This is a genomic window from Haloferax sp. DFSO52, assembly GCF_048158745.1.
In the GTDB taxonomy this organism is placed as follows: Archaea; Halobacteriota; Halobacteria; order Halobacteriales; family Haloferacaceae; genus Haloferax.
Map to the genome: position 1 here is coordinate 45,156 of NZ_JBLOPB010000003.1, position 15,806 is coordinate 60,961.

Consider the following 15,806-nt stretch of genomic DNA (forward strand, 5'->3'; position numbering starts at 1 on the left):
AGAGGGTTATTACATTATCGATTGTCACAAATTCAGGGAGTCTGCCAGTTTACTGGCTTCAGCGAAGCGAGAGCACGTTTCACATTCTCCGAGTCACGTACCCGAATACTGGGGACTACGGCTTCCAAATCGCGGTCAGAACGCCCTCGTCAGTCGCCACGGAGCTGTAGACGAATCCCCGATCGGCCAGTTTTGGAAAGAGAAACTGTGGTCGTCGGTCGTTGAGTTGGACGAACACCGTCTCGTCGTCGAGTTGAGCAAGTCGGTTCAGCGTCTCCGTCAGCGGTTCCGGTGGGGGAAGGTCACGAGCATCGAGAAACGAAACCGCTCTCGTGGTCGGTGCGTCTACCTCGGCCAGATATGGCTCGACGTCCATAGTTTTCCAATCGTCTGGGACCGGTAGATAGTTCATGCCGAACACGTTCGCTCGAGGGGGAATTTAAACGACGAATATATTCGGGGCATGTCTCTCCTACGCTGGAGAGAACATATCTACCTACGAGAAACGATGAATCGACACCCACACACGTCCGGCCCACCAGACCCATCGTCTATCGATACGAGCGACCGTCCGTTCGTGCTCATCTGGGAGGTCACACAGGCGTGTGACCTCGCGTGTACGCACTGTCGAGCGAACGCACAGCCAAAGCGACACCCCGACGAGTTGACCACAGAAGAGGGAAAGCGCCTGCTCGACCAGGCCCGTGCGTTCGGGCCGGAGCAACTCGTCGTTCTCTCTGGCGGAGACCCACTGACACGACCCGACCTCGTCGAACTCGTCGAGTACGGAACGGAGCTCGGGTTACGGATGACGCTGACGCCCAGTGGAACGTCGTCGCTAACACCAGAGAGTATCAGCGAACTCAAAGAGGCAGGAATCCAGCGACTCGCGCTGAGTATCGACGGTGCGTCTCCCGACTCGCACGACAGATTCCGAGGCGAGGCGGGCACCTTCGAACAGACGGTCGAAGCGGCGAAGGCAGCGCGTGAGGCCGGACTCCCGCTTCAGATCAACACGACCGTCTGTGCGCAGACGGTGGACGAACTCCCCAAACTCCGAACCCTCGTCTCTGAACTCGGAGCGGTCCTCTGGTCCGTCTTCTTCCTCGTTCCGGTCGGTCGTGGCCGAATCCTCGAACCCATCACTCCAGACCGTGCCGAGGGAGTGATGGAATGGCTCTCCGACGTGAGCGACGAGGAACGATTCGGCGTCAAGACGACCGAAGCACCGTTCTACCGCCGCGTGTCAGCACAACAACGACGTGACGCGAGCGACGCACCGGCCACCGACAGTATCGGTCGGCGTAACGGCATCATCGCCGGCGACGGATTCGCGTTCGTCAGCCACACCGGCGAGTTGTATCCGTCTGGGTTCCTCCCCAAATCCGCCGGGTCGGTTCGAGACGGTGGCCTCGTGGAGGGCTACAGAAATAGCGAGTTGTTCCAATCGCTCCGTGACCGCTACGCGCTTCGTGGAAAGTGCGGTGCCTGTGAGTTCCGTCACATATGCGGAGGGAGCAGGTCACGAGCGTTCGCCCACACAGGCGACCCACTGGCGAGTGACCCACTGTGTCCGTACGTCCCAACAGGGTACGACGGACCGATGCCGAATGGGCGGGCGAGTAGCGACTGAGACGAGTTCCGTTCTGAGAATCGTTCGTCGGTGTTGAAATCGTTCGTCGGTGGTAGTCTATCGTGGTAGATATGACCGAATGGGTGGCATACTACGCCCGCAAAAAATCTGACCGCAAATGCCCCCTCAGTCGTCGCTCAAGATACCTTCCGCGACGGCCATGTCCTCGACACTGGGGTCCTCCGCAGACTCACGGAGGACGAACCGTTTTCTGACGAGGTCCGCAGCGTAGATGACCGTGCCGAGGATGACGAGCGAGTCACCGGGGAGGCGTGCCCAGAAGAGCGTCTGGACGAGCGGTTGATTGTAGAAGGCGAGGCTTCGAGCGGCGGCGTAGCCACCGGTGAAGGCCGTCTCCAACTGGAGGAACCCAACCGGAAGGACGGAGACGAACACCATCAACACGAGGCCGACGTTCCAGCACCAGAACGCGGCACGAAGCCACGACCCGTCCCATCGTGCGGGTTCGATAGCGACCTGCAGCATGTACGTGACCATCCCCAGTGCGAGGAAGCCAAAGGCACCGAACATCGCGGCGTGGGCATGGCCAACGGTGAGGTACGTCCCGTGTTCGTAGTAGTTGATGAGCGGGAGGTTGATGAAGAAGCCAAGGACGCCCGCACCGACGAAGTTCCAGACACCGCTGGCGATGATGAACATGAACGGCAGTCGGTACGGGAACGACCCATCGGCGGACATCACTCGGTACTGACCAAGCGCCTCGTAGAGGATGAACACCAGCGGGATGAGTTCGAGCGTCGAGAAGGCGCTCCCGATGGGAACCCACATGTCCGGCATTCCGACCCACCAGTAGTGATGCGAGACGCCGATAATACCGGTCCCCATCACGAGAAGCGCCTGCAACATGACGGCCTTCTCGGCGGTCCGGCGAGTGAGGAGGTTCATCGACACCAACGTCAGACCGACGATGGCGATGATGAAGAACTCGAAGGCACCTTCGACCCACATGTGGACGACCCACCAGCGCCAAAACTCCGTCACGGCGATGTTCGTCTCCGGGGTGAAGAGGAATCCAGCGACGAACAAGAGTGCAATCGAACTGCCGGCGTACAGAATCATGTGCGCCAGTCCGAAGACCGGTTCTCTGTCCAGGAGCGGTTTGAGCCCCCGGATAGCAAGCACTGCCCAGATACCGAATCCGGCGAGGATGCCGAACTGCCAGAGTTTACCGACTTCGAGATACTCCAGTCCTTCGTTGCCGAGAATCCACCAGAGTTGGCCGTCGATGTAGCCGTTGGCCCCCAACCAGATACCGCTGAGGCCACCGACGGTGACGACGACGATTGCACCGAGTAACACGTCGATGTAGGTGGACTGCTTTGGCGGTTCGTATCCGGTCAACAGCGGTGGGAGGAAGAGCCCCGCACCCAGCCACGTCGCGGCAATCCAAAGGATTCCAAGGTCGATGTGCCACGCTTTCGCCAATGAGAACGGCAGGAGTTGGAGGATGTGGACTCCGAATAGCTTCTCGATGCCGAAGAATCCGGCCCGTTCGATGTAGAAGTGCGCGAGTAACCCACCGAGTAACACCTGAGCGAGGAACAACCCTGCCGCAACCGGGATAAACCGGAGCGCCGCCCGCTGACTCGGGAAGATGCTCACGTCACCCGGCTCGGGAACGGAGATTCCCTCCGTCGATGGTTCGGGGAGTTGGACCGACTTGTAGAGCCAGATGCCGATGCCCGCACCCGCGACGAGCAGCACCATGGCGATGACACTCCACGTCATCGAGGCGGCAGTCGCGTCGTTGCCTGCACTTGGGTTGTACGGCCAGTCGTTGGTGTACGAGTGACTGCTTCCGGGGCGATCAGTGTGCGAGAACCACGCCGTCCACATAGCGAAGTCGGCAAACTGCTCGGCGTCTGCCTCGGAGTCAATCATCCCGGCAGGGACGCCGCGTTCGTGGTCGCCTTCGTGATACCGTTCGACGTACTCTTCTCGGACCTGTTCGTGGGCGTACGCCTCAGCAGCGGAGTACTGGATTGCTCCACCATCGTACGAGCCATCGAGGTCTTTCTCGACGACATCAGCGACCGCGGCTTGTTCTGCAGAGTCGAGCGCGTCGTACGACTCGCCGTAGCGCTCTCCAGCGTAGTACTCTCGCATAAACTGGACTTTTAGCTCCAGCGCGTCGGCGGTGAAGTCTGAGCCGTAATACGCGCCGTTACCCAGTATCGACCCATGGTTCATCAGGCCGTTCTTCTGGAACACCGTCTTTCCGTGTCGAATCTCTTCACCACTGACGACGACGTCACCATCGGGTCCAACGACTTCGTCGGGGATGGGCGGTGCTTCCTGATAGGCGAACCACGCACCGGCACCCATCACGACGAGGTTGAAGATGAACACAACGGCGATGGCCTTCGCGATGGTCTTGCGTTTGAGTTCCATACATGCTACGGTCCTATTTGCAGGGTTTAGGACGGATACAACGGTTCTCGGTTCGCCTCACGGTCGGCGAATATGTTCGTACCCACACAGATGCCGGACGAGAAATCGAGAACGGCTTCGTCGAAGACGACAGAACCTGACGAACCCCTGTCTTCGTTTTAGCGAGGCAGTCGATCGGAGAACTACCTCTGGCGAATCGCATCGGTATCAACCAACAATTATCAAATTATTAACTATAGTTAAATAACATTATCGCCATACCTCTAGAATGGTCAGTGGAGAGACCGAGAGAAGTGGTGGAGTGACACGCAGAACCGTCCTCGAGAGAGGTGCGATAGCGGGAATCGTCGCAAGTCTGGGGCTCGCAAGTGCCAGCGGGACGGTGGCTGCGAAGAAGAACAACGCGGTTCCAATCACCGGGCCCACGACGATTACGGCACCCGGTTATTACGTCCTCACGAGAGACATCGTCGGCGAGGGAAGTATCACCGTCGAACCCGGTGTGAACGACGTCACTATCGACGGACAACGGCACACGCTCAGTGGCGATGGAACGGAGACGACCGGTATCTACGCCGGTCAGGACCCTGATGGACCCGTCACCGAGAACGTCGTCGTCAAGAATATCCACGTCACCGACTTCACGAGGAGTGGCATCGACTTCCAACAGGTGGACGGTGGGCAGATTAAGAACGCCACGTTCACGAACTGCGGGTTCTGGGCACTGGAGTGGATAAACGTCGTCGGAGTGACTGTCGAAAACTGCCGGTTCTCGGAGAATGGCGGCGTCGCCTTCGCGTTCGATGCCTGTGACGACGCCACGTTCGCCCGTAACAGAATCACCGACAATGGAACTGGACTCATCTTCTCAGAAGGGTCGTTCAATCTCACAGTCGAGAACAACCAGTTCGAACACAACGGTGGGTGTATCCAACTCGACGAGGTGAGCAACTACCCGGAGATAGTCAACAACAGATTCTACAGGAACCTCTTTGGCGTGGACATGCGGTATATCTACGACGGACACGTCCACAGAAACCAGTTCGTCGAAAACGAGAATACGGCGATTTCGACGGAAGAAGTGAGTGGAATCGTTATCGAGAAGAACTCGATTCGCGGAAATGGTGGAGACGGGATCTTCCTCGGAGACTTCTCGAACGAAAACGAGGTGCTGAAGAACAGAATTCTCGACAACGGCGGGGACGGTACCGAACTGGTGAACGCCGACGACAACGTCCTCAGTAAGAACACCATCAAGCGCAACGGTGGCGTGCCGATAAACGTGAGTGCCGATTCGACGGGCAACGTCGTCGAAGACAACAGAACCTGAGTCCGACTTTACTCCGATTTTTCGTTCGCCCGCAGTTCGCCAGATTCATCGTCACCCTTCAACCGGAGGAACACCCCAAACAGCGCAGGCGATGCCAACGCAACACCGAACGTCCCAGCGAGAGCGAAGCCACCGAGCGTCTCCATCTCCGGGTCGTCGAACGGTTCGGCAATCTCCGCATTGGGCCCGCCTTCGTCCGCTGTGACGACGACGGCACCCTTCATTCCGAGTGTCTTGTGCGGCGTGCAGGCGTACGTGACCGTTCCAGTCTCGTCGAAGGTGCGTTCGAACGTGAGTCCACCCTCGCTCACCAGTTCGGATTCGAAACCACCGTCTTCGGCGACAACGTTGTGTGAACCACCGTTGCCAGTCCACTTCCAGACGACTGTCGTTCCTTTCGAGACGCGAATCGCTGCCGGACCGAACCCGAACGCTCCGTTGTTCGCCGCTGTCCCGACTTCGACAGTCACTCGTTTGCGACCGGTCTGGTTGGTCACCCCGTCGTAGTTCGACGTGTTCTCGAACCACGACTCCAAGTTCACGTCGCTTTCTTTGGAATCACCCGACGATTTAGTCGTCGAGTTAGACTGATTGCCTCCGCCAACCACGATTGCACCCTTCATTCCCAATCCAGCGTGGGGTGAACAGGCGTACTTGACGACGCCTTCGCCGTCGAACGTCTGTTCGAAAGTGTGGCCTGCTTCACCGATCAAGTCGCTCTTGAACGACCCGTCGTCTGCCGTCACGTCGTGAACGCCGCCATCTCCGGTCCACTCCCAGACGATGGTGGTTCCGGGGTCGACGCGGACAGCGGCGGGACCGAATCCGAACGCACCGCCGTTTGCGTCGGTGCCAACCTCAACTGTCACGTTCGAGGAACCGGTCTTATCGACGATACCGTCGTAGTTCGATGTGTCTTCGAGCCATGAATCGATGGCAGTCCCATCTGACTGCGCACTGGCAGTCGTCGTGAGATGTCCAAGGGCGGTTCCAGAGACGGCAGCACCACCGAGTAATCGAAGTGCGGTTCGTCGTCCGACCGTCGGGGATGTCGGTTCGTTTGTCGTCATAGATGTGGAATGGCGAGGGTGGAAGCCACCTCGCTCGACAGCTACCGTAACGAAGATGAGGATGAAAACGCAGGTCGCTCGTTCTCGGATGGGTCGCAGGTGGCCGAACATGTTCGCAATTGCTTTTGTCAATCGAGCCCGATACAGAGATAACACAGATGCCACGGGCCACACTCTCCATCAACCTCCCCAAAGAGATCTGGATCGCAGACCTCTCGAGTCAGTACCCAGCTGCCAGGTTCACTGTCCTGGCGGCGATGCCTTCAGAAGAGACAGGTGTCGGACTCGTCGAGATACAGTCCCCCGCCATCGAAGACATCGTCTCGTCGTTCGACGAGTACGACTCGATCGTCTCGGTCACAGTTCTGGAAGTTCGGTCCGAACAGGCGTTAGTCCAGTTTGAGACGACCGAGCCCCTGTTGATACTCTCGCTCAGCAAAGTCGGAATCCCACTCGAACTCCCGATCACGATCGTCGACAGTGAGGTGGTAGTCGAAGTGACCGCCCCACGAGAGAGTCTCTCGGAGTTAGGTGAGAAACTCACGCAGTTCGGACTGTCTTTCGACCTCGTCTCGATTCACCAGTCCGTCAACACGAAGTCGCTTCTCACCGATGAGCAGTACGACCTCATCGAGACGGCCATCGAAGCCGGGTATTACGACACTCCACGGACGTGTACCCTCACCGAGTTGGCAGCGACGATGGGGCTGGCGAAGTCGACGACGAGTGAAAAACTCCACCGAGCAGAAGGGAAGGTGATGAAAGAGTTCCTCGCCCGCGACAGCGTCTCAATCGAGTGAATATCTGCCAGACCTCTCGTGTCGAACCAGTTGGGCCCTACCGGTTCGTCGCTTCCGTTCGCACGTCTGACCACAACTTTGAGAGCTGATCCGACGCAGATGTAGCCTCCGAGGTGACAGCCACCTCCAACTCACCGCCCGTGGTCGTGACGACGACTTCGTCGAACCCGAGATAGTACCGAGTGGCACCGTGTTGCGTATCGAACTTTTCGAGGAGACCAGCACCGACCATCTGCTGAAGTTTCCGATACACAGTCGAGCGAGGAAGCCCACATTCGTCGGCAATCTCGGTCGCAGACATCGGACTGTCGAGTGACTGAAGAACGCGTCGGCACTGCTCACTGGTGAGTACGTCGAACACTGTCTGAATATCTGGTTCGACTGCATCGGAAAGTGGGTTCGAAGACATGTCGTTGGTTGGTGACATCGCCCCCCGGCGATTCAACGATAGGTCAGTTCTGTTGTGGGCGTTCATCGCGTATTGTGAAATGTTGGGAGTACCGTCAGCACGGGAGATGAATCGATGGCCGTCGATTCACTCGGGTACGCCCAGGTATTCTGTTTCGAGGGCAGGCATGTAGCATCAGTCCCGAACATGTTCATTCGGTTAGTGTCACACGGGAATCACCGACCCCCACTACAAATACCAACATACAACGGTTAGATGCAATGCAAAACTACGTTGGTGCCCCCGGTTCGACGATGTCTCGCCGAGAATTTCTCGCTGCGACTGGCGGTGCAGGACTCATTGGCCTCGCAGGTTGTACTGCCCCAACGAACGGTGACGCGTCGGCCGCAATCGGCGCTGAAGACTCGACAGTCGCCTCGGCCGATAGTTCGAAATTGCCGTTTACGAGTCCCCCAGAAGTCGTTCAGGTAGACGAACAAGGTGGGGCGGTAACCATCAAGAGCAGGCCCGCACGGCACGCCGTCCATCCAACCGAGGTGATGGGTGGACCGGTCGAATTCCCACAGGTCTGGGCGTTCCAGGCCGACGATGGCGCACCGAGCGTCCCGGGACCAATTCTCCGAACCACCGAGGGCAACGACATGGAAGTGACCCTCGACAACAGCGACGGGATGCGGCCACACACGCTCCACTTCCATGGCGCACGAAAAGCGTGGAAAGACGACGGTGTGCCGACGACGACCGGGATTCGAGTCGACCCAGGTGAGAAACACACCTACACGATTCCAGCGAACGTCCCGGGAACACACCTCTACCACTGCCACTATCAGACCCATCGCCACATCGACATGGGGATGTACGGAATCTTCCGGGTCGACCCGAAAGGGTACGAACCGGCAGACAAGGAGTACTTCATGACGCTCAAGGATTGGGACTCACGCCTCCCGCGACAGATGGCAGGCGAAGACGTGAGCTACGATGCACGTGACCGCAGACCCGACGTGTTCACCGTCAACGGAAAAAGTGCGCCACGGACACTCCACCCCGAAGATGGATCACCCATCATCGTCAAACATGGCGACACAGTCCGCGTCCACCTCGTCAACGCCGGGTACATGAGTCATCCGATGCACATCCACAACCACCGCTTCGAACTCGTCGAAAAAGACGGGGGTGTCGTCCCCGATGCAGCGCGGTACGACATGGACGTGACGAACATCGCTCCGGCAGAGCGTCACACCGTCGAGTTCACCGCCGACGCTGACCCGGGAATCTACCTCATGCACTGCCACAAAGTCAACCACGTCATGAACGGAAACGCCTACCCCGGTGGGATGCTCGGTGGTGTCGTCTACAAAGAGGCGATGAACACAGACATCTTCGCAGGTCTGATGGAGTACGCTGGCTACGAGATGTAAGTTTCCGCTTCCGTTTGCCACCAGTGACTCTGCAGTGCGGGAGAAGAGAGCCATCACAGTCGTGGTGAGACAGCCACAACAGCTCAAATTATTTAAATGAGTTGGATTATCTGAATAATTTGAATTGTGGAGAACGTGTAGATTCTCGGGCTTTTGCGTCGTTTCGTCACAGAATAGACACGATTCAGCCGTTCAATTGACGGTTCTGAGGAGTATCGTACAATCTGACGGATGTCGAACGGGCGGTCTGTTCGTCAGTCGTCAGAAGAATCATGTCAAGCGAACCACAGAGACTGTCACTCTATTCCGACAGCAACAACCGATCGTACAGCCAGTTCTTCTCGCCCGTGTTCACGCGGGTCGAGCGAACGAAAGACGTGTTGATTCACACCTCGACGTATCTCGTCTTCATCGCGATGGTTCAGGTTGCCACCGTGATGTACGCCCTCTCCATCGAACCGAATCCCGCACCGGTTATCGTCGGATTGGTCACCTTCGCCGTCTACATGGGAGACCGAATCTCCGACGTGGATACCGACGAAGTCTCGAACCCGACCCAGTCGTCGTTCGTCCGTCGGCACAAGAGTATTCTCTCTGTGTTGACGGCGGCGGCGTACGGATTGGCAATCGCAATCTCAGTTCTCGGCGGCCCGATTGCGCTCGTCGTCACCCTCATCCCCGGCATCTTCTGGGTCCTGTACGCGTCAGACTGGCTGCCCACCCTCGGGTCGTATTTCAAGCGCCTGAAAGAGATACTCATCGTCAACTCGGCCATCGTTGCGCTCGCGTGGGCAATCTCTCTGGTCTTCCTCCCACTCGCCTTCGCCGACGCAGCGTTCACCCCTGTCGCCGCCGTCGTCTTCTTCTACTACTTCCTCGACACGTTCGTCAACACCGAGATACCGAACGTAAACGACGTCGAAGCAGACGAAGCGATCGGCGTCTCGACGCTCCCCGTCGTCTTCGGTGTCCACCGGACCCGACAGATTGCCTACGGCCTCGACCTGGTGCTCATCGGATTCGTCGTCGTCGCATACCTTCGCGGCCTTCTCACTGAAATCCTCACAGTCGCAATCCTCCTCGGCCTCGGCTACGCACTGGTCTTAGCCGCGTTCGTTGGTCGAACTGAGCACGAAGGCCGACTCGGGATTGCGGGAGAAGCCAAGCACCTCTTCGTGATGGCGATTATTCTTGGCCTCTCTTCCGGCGGAATCTAACACGTTGCTGTAGACTTTGTTCATCGGTTTTCTGGATGGTAGTTCAGTCAAAAGCTACCGGATAGACAGCACGGATTCAGCGTCATGTCGATTGAGCACACCGTTTTGCCTGACTAACCAACCAACATTTCATATATGGTGACTGGATTGTATGTGTATCTGTGGCCACTGGGGTAACGCTGGTTCCATTGTTGTTCATCTCTATCGCCATCGGGTCGGCGGCGACGATACTCGCCTGGCGAGCACGGCCTGAACCCGGGGCAAAGCCACTCGTTGCCCTCCTCCTCGCACAGAGTTGGTGGTCGACGTGTATCATCTTCAGACTCCGTGCACCTGCACTCGAAACGAAGTTGCTCTGGGCGAACCTCGCGTGGATTGGCGTCGTCACCATCCCCGTCGCGTGGTTCTTTTTCGCGCTCGAGTACACCGGTCGGGACGAGTATCTCCGGCCACGGTACGTTGCAGCGCTGTCTATCGTTCCAGTCCTGACGGTCATCTTCTCGCTCACGGGACAGTACCACGACCTGCTCTACATCGAGCCGATGGGTATCTCGACGACTGGCATCGTGTTGTTCCACCAGGGCGGGCCATGGTTCTGGATAATCGCGGCGTACACGTACGTCCTCGGCATCTTCGGCATGATTCCGATTCTCGGTCTACTCACGAGCGACGCGATGGCCTTCCGCGGGCAGAGTGCCGCACTGGTCGTGGGGCTGTTAGCGCCGTGGGTGACCAATATCATCTATCTCGCGGGCGTCCTTCCGACGGCCGGCGTCGACCCCACGCCAATCGCCTTCTCCGTCTCGGGTATCGTCTACCTCGCCGCACTCACGCGGTTTCGGCTCCTCGGGACGAGTCCAGCTCCGAACAAACGCGCTCGGCAGTTCCTCTTCGACCGGATGCAGGGTGGAGCCATCGTGGTCGACGCGAACGACTACATCGTCGACCTGAACGACAGTTGTGTCGAGATTCTCGGCGTCGATGCGCGGTCTGTTCTCGGCTCTCCAGCACAGGATATCATTCCAGAGTACGACCGACTTCCTGCCGACGGGCCGCATCCCGGGCACTTGACTATCGGAGACGAACACGGTGGACATCCATACGACGTGACGTCGACCCAGATTACCAACGTCAAAGGAACCGTCATCGGACGCGTGATTACGTTCCACGACATCGGCGAGCACCTTCGTCAACAACAGCGCCTCGAAGTGCTCAACAGAGTGCTTCGTCACAACATCCGCACCGAGACGAACGTCATCTACGGATACATCAGCCGATTCGAAGACAGCGAGAACGCACAGACGGTCAAAGAACGAACGTTACGCATCGAAGAAATCGGCAAGAAGGGACGAGAGGCCATCGAGCTCTTCGACAAGACACGAAATCAGGCAGAACCGGTCGACCTCACGTCGCTCATCAAACAGAGCGTGAAATCTGCGTGTGGAACCGAGCCGACTGCTTCGATTCACTACGACCTCCCTGACGAAGCGGTCACCGTGGCAGGATTGCTCTTTCCGGTCATCTCGAACATCATCGAGAACGCAGTGGTTCACAATCCGGCCGACGAACCCAACGTGTGGATTTCGGCGACTGTGGAAGACCACACTGTTTCCGTCGAGATTGTCGACGATGGCCCCGGCATCGCCGACTACGAACTGTCTGTCCTCGAAGATGGCACCGAAACACCACTGAAACACGGCAGCGGTCTCGGCCTCTGGATCGTCAAATGGGGGACTGACATCGCAGGCGGCGACGTACGATTCTCCCAGAACGAACCAACGGGGTCTATCGTCACTATCGAAGTTCCTGTTCTCTGCGAGAAGCAGACAGGCAACGACGGGCACCAACTGACGCCACAACAGACCCGGCCACAGGAGTGAAGGACACGAGTTCGATGGGGAGGCAACTACCCAACACTTTTCCTCCGAATTACCGTACTGTAAGACGATTATGAGTACTCTCGAAGATATCGAACTCGAGTTCGTCCCGCTTGGGAAGACAGGGTTACAGACCAGCGAACTCCAGTTCGGCACGTGGCGGTTCGGGAAGACGACCGAAGAAGGGAACGTCGAAATCGGAGAGGAGCGAGCCCACGAACTGTTAGATGCATACGAGGCCGCAGGGGGCCGATTCATCGACACCGCAGACGTCTACGGCGGTGGAAAGAGCGAAGAATGGATCGGAGAGTGGCTTTCCGAACGCGACCGAGAACGCTACACGATTGCCTCGAAGATTTACTGGCAGATTCGAGAGGGTGACCCGAACAGTCGCGGCACCAACCGAAAGAACATCCGTCACCGTATCGACGCTCTCCTCGACCGACTCGACACGGACTACGTCGACGTGCTGTACATCCACCGCTGGGACGACGACACACCCACCCGAGAGATGATGAAGACGCTCAACGGCCTCGTCGAGTCTGGAAAAGTCCACTACCTGGGCGCGTCGACGTTGCGGCCGAATGCGTGGAAAGTCGCGAAAGCAAACGAAATCGCTCGCGAAGAAGGATGGGAACCGTTCACCGTCTCTCAGCCACGCTACAACCTCGTCGACCGTGAAGTCGAAGGAGATTATCTGGAGATGACCCGTTCGTACGGAATGGCTGTCTGTCCATGGAGTCCGCTCGGACAGGGCTTCCTGACCGGGAAGTACACACGCGAAGATGGTCTTACGGGTGAATCCCGTGTCGCAGAGTCCACTCGGTTCGAGGAAGCGTACCTCACTGAAGAGAACTTCGACCTACACGACGAACTCGATGCGGTCGCAGACGAAGTCGGTGCGAGTCCTGCACAGACGGCCCTCGCGTGGCTCATGCACCGTGACGGCGTCACCGCACCGATCGTCGGTGCTCGGACCGTCGACCAACTGACTGAGAACCTCGCCGCTGCGTCGATCGAGCTCTCAGACACACAGGTCGCCCGGCTGACCCAGGCGAAAACTGGTCCGTACGCTGGGTTGTAGACAGCGCCAGTAGTCAGCACTCGGGAGAAGTCTGTTCAATATATAAACATTTTATCCGAAACGGAAGTCCCTATTCAAAATTAAAACCCCATATATATGGGCGTTCGATGGATATTTCGGCAGTTTACATCCGCGAAGCCACCGAGGGGTACGTTTGTATCGAAATTTGTGAGGACGGGAGATACTATGGTCCATCCGGTCTGAACTCTCACCGGTATCGAGATTTCAGAAGTTGGCTCGAACCGAACGACCTGTTATTTGTCGACGTCGAGTTCGAACTGGTTGTTCTCGGAGACAGCGTTGAGCACGACGCTCGTGTTCGACTCTCGGATATCTGCCTCGCTGAGAATCGCCTTGATGTGGTCGTTCATATCCTCTGTGTTTCGGAACTTGCCGATGGCGATAACGTCGTAGTTGCCAGTGACTTCGTAGACAGAGACCATTCGCGGTTGTGCTTTGAGATGGGCAGTGATGTCGGCGAGTGCGTCGCCCTCGACTTTCATTTGAATGACGGCGGTTACGTCGTATCCGAGTGCTTCGTAGTTCACACGCGGAGTGTATCCCTCGATGACGCCTTCGTCTTCGAGGTCGCGCAAGTGGTTCGAAATCGTAGTCACCGACACGTCGAGTTGTTCGGCAAGATTTCGTAGGCTCGTTCGGCCATCGTTGAGAAGAGCGTTGACCAGCTTCGAATCGAGATTTTCGTACGTCATTACAACTACCATCCACTAGGCCCATTAGAACTTTGCGAATGTCCAGCTTCGACTACTTATTGCGGAAGTAATCAACTAGCAGTGAGTTTGCCTCTGTGTGCTACGGTCCAATCGCTGGAAAGACACTGTGTGCCTGTCACACTACTAGACGCACGTTATGAGGTGAAACTACGCACCGAGATGGACACACGGCACCGACGCTACTCACGAACTCAGCCTCGCCGGCCACAGATTGTACTGAACGAAATTACCTGGCTGAGTTCGTATATGAAAGTAGAACACCCAAATATTTGATACATATGAAGTCATTAGACTGAATTTTCGCTCAACCCTGAAAGAGTACTATCCAGGAATATTACAACAAATAACAGGTTTTTGTTTTAGTATTCGAAAGATTTGACAATATTGTTGAGAGTTTCGTGAGATGTACGCGAGATGTGTGAACAAATAATTCGTTACTATCAAACCTATATAATGTATGGCTATTTTATTTGACTTCGTACGTCAGCGGATTGTTGAGGATGGTGACGAGAGAAAACCCTCCCTTCACCTAACAGAGAGGTCGTCGATGATTTTGTCAAAAACCGAGTTAATCCACACTATGTGAATAATTCCACATCCCACTCACGCAGTTTGAGTCACCTCGAGACAGGGATGGAGCAGCCAATAGCGTGTCTGCTGTAATTCATACCGCAAGCAAGAGTCAATATCGTTCTCCTTGTAGACTGTTCCAACAATCATGTCCAGTTTCGTAGCCGCAACAGTTCAGATGGACTCGAAGGACGACAAACGAGCCAACGTGGACAAGGCGCTCGACTTCATCGACGAAGCAGCATCGGCCGGCGCCGACTTCGTCGCACTCCCCGAGATGATGAGTTACATCGGTCCGGCAGACAGGTATCCAGACGTCGCAGAGTCACTCGACGGAGAGATAATCAACCAGTTTGCAGCCAAAGCGCGAGAACACGAGATGTACGTCCACACGGGGAGTTTCTTCGAACGAATCCCTGATTCAGACCGTGTGTACAACACGTCGGTGGTACTCAGCCCTGACGGACGTGTCCTCGACAGTTACCGAAAAGTCCACCTCTTCGACATCGAGATCGACGGGGCAGTCGAGTTTCAAGAATCCGCCACCGTTGCACCGGGTGACGAGGCTGTAACTGTCGAAACCGACCTTGCGACGTTCGGTCTCTCGATTTGCTACGACGTTCGGTTCCCGCTTTTGTACCAGACGATGGCGCATCGTGGGGCGAATGTCATGCTCGTCCCCGCCGCATTCACGATGTTCACCGGCAAGGACCACTGGGAGCCGCTGCTTCGTGCTCGCGCAATCGAGACACAGTCGTACGTTGTCGCACCGGCACAAATTGGTGAGAAGCCGTCAGCACCGACGACGTACGGGCGGTCACTCGTTATCGACCCCTGGGGGAACGTCATCTCGAAAGCAAAGGACACTGAGGAGATGATTGTGACGACGATTGACTTGTCGTATCTCGAAGATAAACGACAGGAGTTCCAGACACTTCGACATGCGCGACCTGAAGTCTACGACCGATTGTGAAGGTTTATCTGACACACATATTACTATAGACCAGTCAGAACACAAATAAAAATGAATATTTAAGGATTTCAATAGAATCAGATGATTCAACAATATGCGGAATAAATATTAAGAATAGATGTAGAATCGGACGTGGGTCTGGCAATTAAATTGAATTTTTAGAACCACCATAGGAATTCCATCATATTATATATCAAATTTATTAGTTACTGTGTAGATACAGTCTTCGATATCGATTACGTGGAAATATTGCCAATCTCCGTGGCTGCTATTCAAGTA

13 protein-coding genes are annotated in these 15,806 nt (G+C 56.4%); 8 read left to right on the plus strand and 5 right to left on the minus strand.

Annotation, left to right across the window (positions count from 1 at the left end; genetic code table 11):
• Positions 1–115 precede the first annotated feature (115 nt).
• Positions 116–376, minus strand: a complete 261-nt coding sequence (locus ACK3SC_RS16300) for a DUF2249 domain-containing protein (RefSeq protein WP_416841290.1) — start codon at positions 374–376, stop codon at positions 116–118.
• 132 nt (positions 377–508) lie between these two features.
• On the opposite strand from ACK3SC_RS16300, the gene ACK3SC_RS16305 reads away from it, so the two are divergent.
• A complete protein-coding gene (locus tag ACK3SC_RS16305; RefSeq protein WP_416841291.1) occupies positions 509–1,633 on the plus strand; it encodes a TIGR04053 family radical SAM/SPASM domain-containing protein in 1,125 nt (374 codons plus the stop codon).
• 126 nt (positions 1,634–1,759) lie between these two features.
• Here ACK3SC_RS16305 and ACK3SC_RS16310 read toward each other — a convergent pair whose 3' ends face one another.
• Positions 1,760–4,045: a nitric-oxide reductase large subunit gene (locus tag ACK3SC_RS16310; RefSeq protein ID WP_416841292.1), complete on the minus strand. Its 2,286-nt coding sequence runs from the start codon at positions 4,043–4,045 to the stop codon at positions 1,760–1,762.
• A 301-nt stretch (positions 4,046–4,346) separates the two neighbouring features.
• On the opposite strand from ACK3SC_RS16310, the gene ACK3SC_RS16315 reads away from it, so the two are divergent.
• Positions 4,347–5,375 carry a right-handed parallel beta-helix repeat-containing protein gene (locus ACK3SC_RS16315; RefSeq protein ID WP_416841293.1) on the plus strand — a complete coding sequence of 343 codons (1,029 nt, stop codon included), beginning with the start codon at positions 4,347–4,349 and terminating at the stop codon, positions 5,373–5,375.
• An 8-nt stretch (positions 5,376–5,383) separates the two neighbouring features.
• On the opposite strand, the gene ACK3SC_RS16320 is transcribed toward ACK3SC_RS16315, so the two are convergent.
• The gene (locus tag ACK3SC_RS16320) at positions 5,384–6,445 is read right to left on the minus strand and encodes a halocyanin domain-containing protein (RefSeq protein ID WP_416841294.1); all 1,062 of its coding nucleotides are present in this window, start codon (positions 6,443–6,445) and stop codon (positions 5,384–5,386) included.
• 158 nt (positions 6,446–6,603) lie between these two features.
• Here ACK3SC_RS16320 and ACK3SC_RS16325 point away from each other — a divergent pair, with 158 nt between their 5' ends.
• Positions 6,604–7,245 carry a helix-turn-helix domain-containing protein gene (locus ACK3SC_RS16325; RefSeq protein ID WP_416841295.1) on the plus strand — a complete coding sequence of 214 codons (642 nt, stop codon included), beginning with the start codon at positions 6,604–6,606 and terminating at the stop codon, positions 7,243–7,245.
• A 37-nt stretch (positions 7,246–7,282) separates the two neighbouring features.
• On the opposite strand, the gene ACK3SC_RS16330 is transcribed toward ACK3SC_RS16325, so the two are convergent.
• Entirely contained in the window at positions 7,283–7,672 is a 390-nt protein-coding gene (locus tag ACK3SC_RS16330) for a helix-turn-helix domain-containing protein (protein ID WP_416841296.1), read from the minus strand.
• A 242-nt stretch (positions 7,673–7,914) separates the two neighbouring features.
• On the opposite strand from ACK3SC_RS16330, the gene ACK3SC_RS16335 reads away from it, so the two are divergent.
• From ACK3SC_RS16335 to ACK3SC_RS16350, 4 genes are all read left to right on the plus strand, one after another.
• A complete protein-coding gene (locus ACK3SC_RS16335) occupies positions 7,915–9,072 on the plus strand; it encodes a multicopper oxidase domain-containing protein (RefSeq protein ID WP_416841297.1) in 1,158 nt (385 codons plus the stop codon).
• Positions 9,073–9,344: 272 nt separating this feature from the next.
• Positions 9,345–10,289 carry a UbiA family prenyltransferase gene (locus tag ACK3SC_RS16340; RefSeq protein ID WP_416841298.1) on the plus strand — a complete coding sequence of 315 codons (945 nt, stop codon included), beginning with the start codon at positions 9,345–9,347 and terminating at the stop codon, positions 10,287–10,289.
• 161 nt (positions 10,290–10,450) lie between these two features.
• Positions 10,451–12,169, plus strand: a complete 1,719-nt coding sequence (locus ACK3SC_RS16345; RefSeq protein WP_416841299.1) for a histidine kinase N-terminal 7TM domain-containing protein — start codon at positions 10,451–10,453, stop codon at positions 12,167–12,169.
• A gap of 70 nt (positions 12,170–12,239) precedes the next feature.
• On the plus strand, positions 12,240–13,250 hold the full coding sequence (locus ACK3SC_RS16350; protein WP_416841300.1) for an aldo/keto reductase: 1,011 nt from the start codon (positions 12,240–12,242) through the stop codon (positions 13,248–13,250).
• A gap of 254 nt (positions 13,251–13,504) precedes the next feature.
• On the opposite strand, the gene lrp is transcribed toward ACK3SC_RS16350, so the two are convergent.
• Positions 13,505–13,963, minus strand: a complete 459-nt coding sequence (gene lrp / locus ACK3SC_RS16355; protein ID WP_416841301.1) for an HTH-type transcriptional regulator Lrp — start codon at positions 13,961–13,963, stop codon at positions 13,505–13,507.
• A 739-nt stretch (positions 13,964–14,702) separates the two neighbouring features.
• Between lrp and ACK3SC_RS16360 the strand changes: the two genes are divergently transcribed.
• Positions 14,703–15,527 carry a carbon-nitrogen hydrolase family protein gene (locus ACK3SC_RS16360; protein ID WP_416841302.1) on the plus strand — a complete coding sequence of 275 codons (825 nt, stop codon included), beginning with the start codon at positions 14,703–14,705 and terminating at the stop codon, positions 15,525–15,527.
• Positions 15,528–15,806: the final 279 nt, after the last annotated feature.

Bases quoted from the DNA above. Each gene is read 5' to 3' on its own strand.
- ACK3SC_RS16305 (WP_416841291.1), top strand. From the start codon at position 509: ATGAATCGACACCCACACACGTCCGGCCCACCAGACCCATCGTCTATC.
- ACK3SC_RS16350 (WP_416841300.1), top strand. From the start codon at position 12,240: ATGAGTACTCTCGAAGATATCGAACTCGAGTTCGTCCCGCTTGGGAAG.
- lrp (WP_416841301.1), bottom strand. From the start codon at position 13,963: ATGACGTACGAAAATCTCGATTCGAAGCTGGTCAACGCTCTTCTCAAC.
- ACK3SC_RS16360 (WP_416841302.1), top strand. From the start codon at position 14,703: ATGTCCAGTTTCGTAGCCGCAACAGTTCAGATGGACTCGAAGGACGAC.
- ACK3SC_RS16335 (WP_416841297.1), top strand. From the start codon at position 7,915: ATGCAAAACTACGTTGGTGCCCCCGGTTCGACGATGTCTCGCCGAGAA.
- ACK3SC_RS16340 (WP_416841298.1), top strand. From the start codon at position 9,345: ATGTCAAGCGAACCACAGAGACTGTCACTCTATTCCGACAGCAACAAC.
- ACK3SC_RS16310 (WP_416841292.1), bottom strand. From the start codon at position 4,045: ATGGAACTCAAACGCAAGACCATCGCGAAGGCCATCGCCGTTGTGTTC.
- ACK3SC_RS16325 (WP_416841295.1), top strand. From the start codon at position 6,604: ATGCCACGGGCCACACTCTCCATCAACCTCCCCAAAGAGATCTGGATC.
- ACK3SC_RS16320 (WP_416841294.1), bottom strand. From the start codon at position 6,445: ATGACGACAAACGAACCGACATCCCCGACGGTCGGACGACGAACCGCA.
- ACK3SC_RS16300 (WP_416841290.1), bottom strand. From the start codon at position 376: ATGGACGTCGAGCCATATCTGGCCGAGGTAGACGCACCGACCACGAGA.
- ACK3SC_RS16330 (WP_416841296.1), bottom strand. From the start codon at position 7,672: ATGTCACCAACCAACGACATGTCTTCGAACCCACTTTCCGATGCAGTC.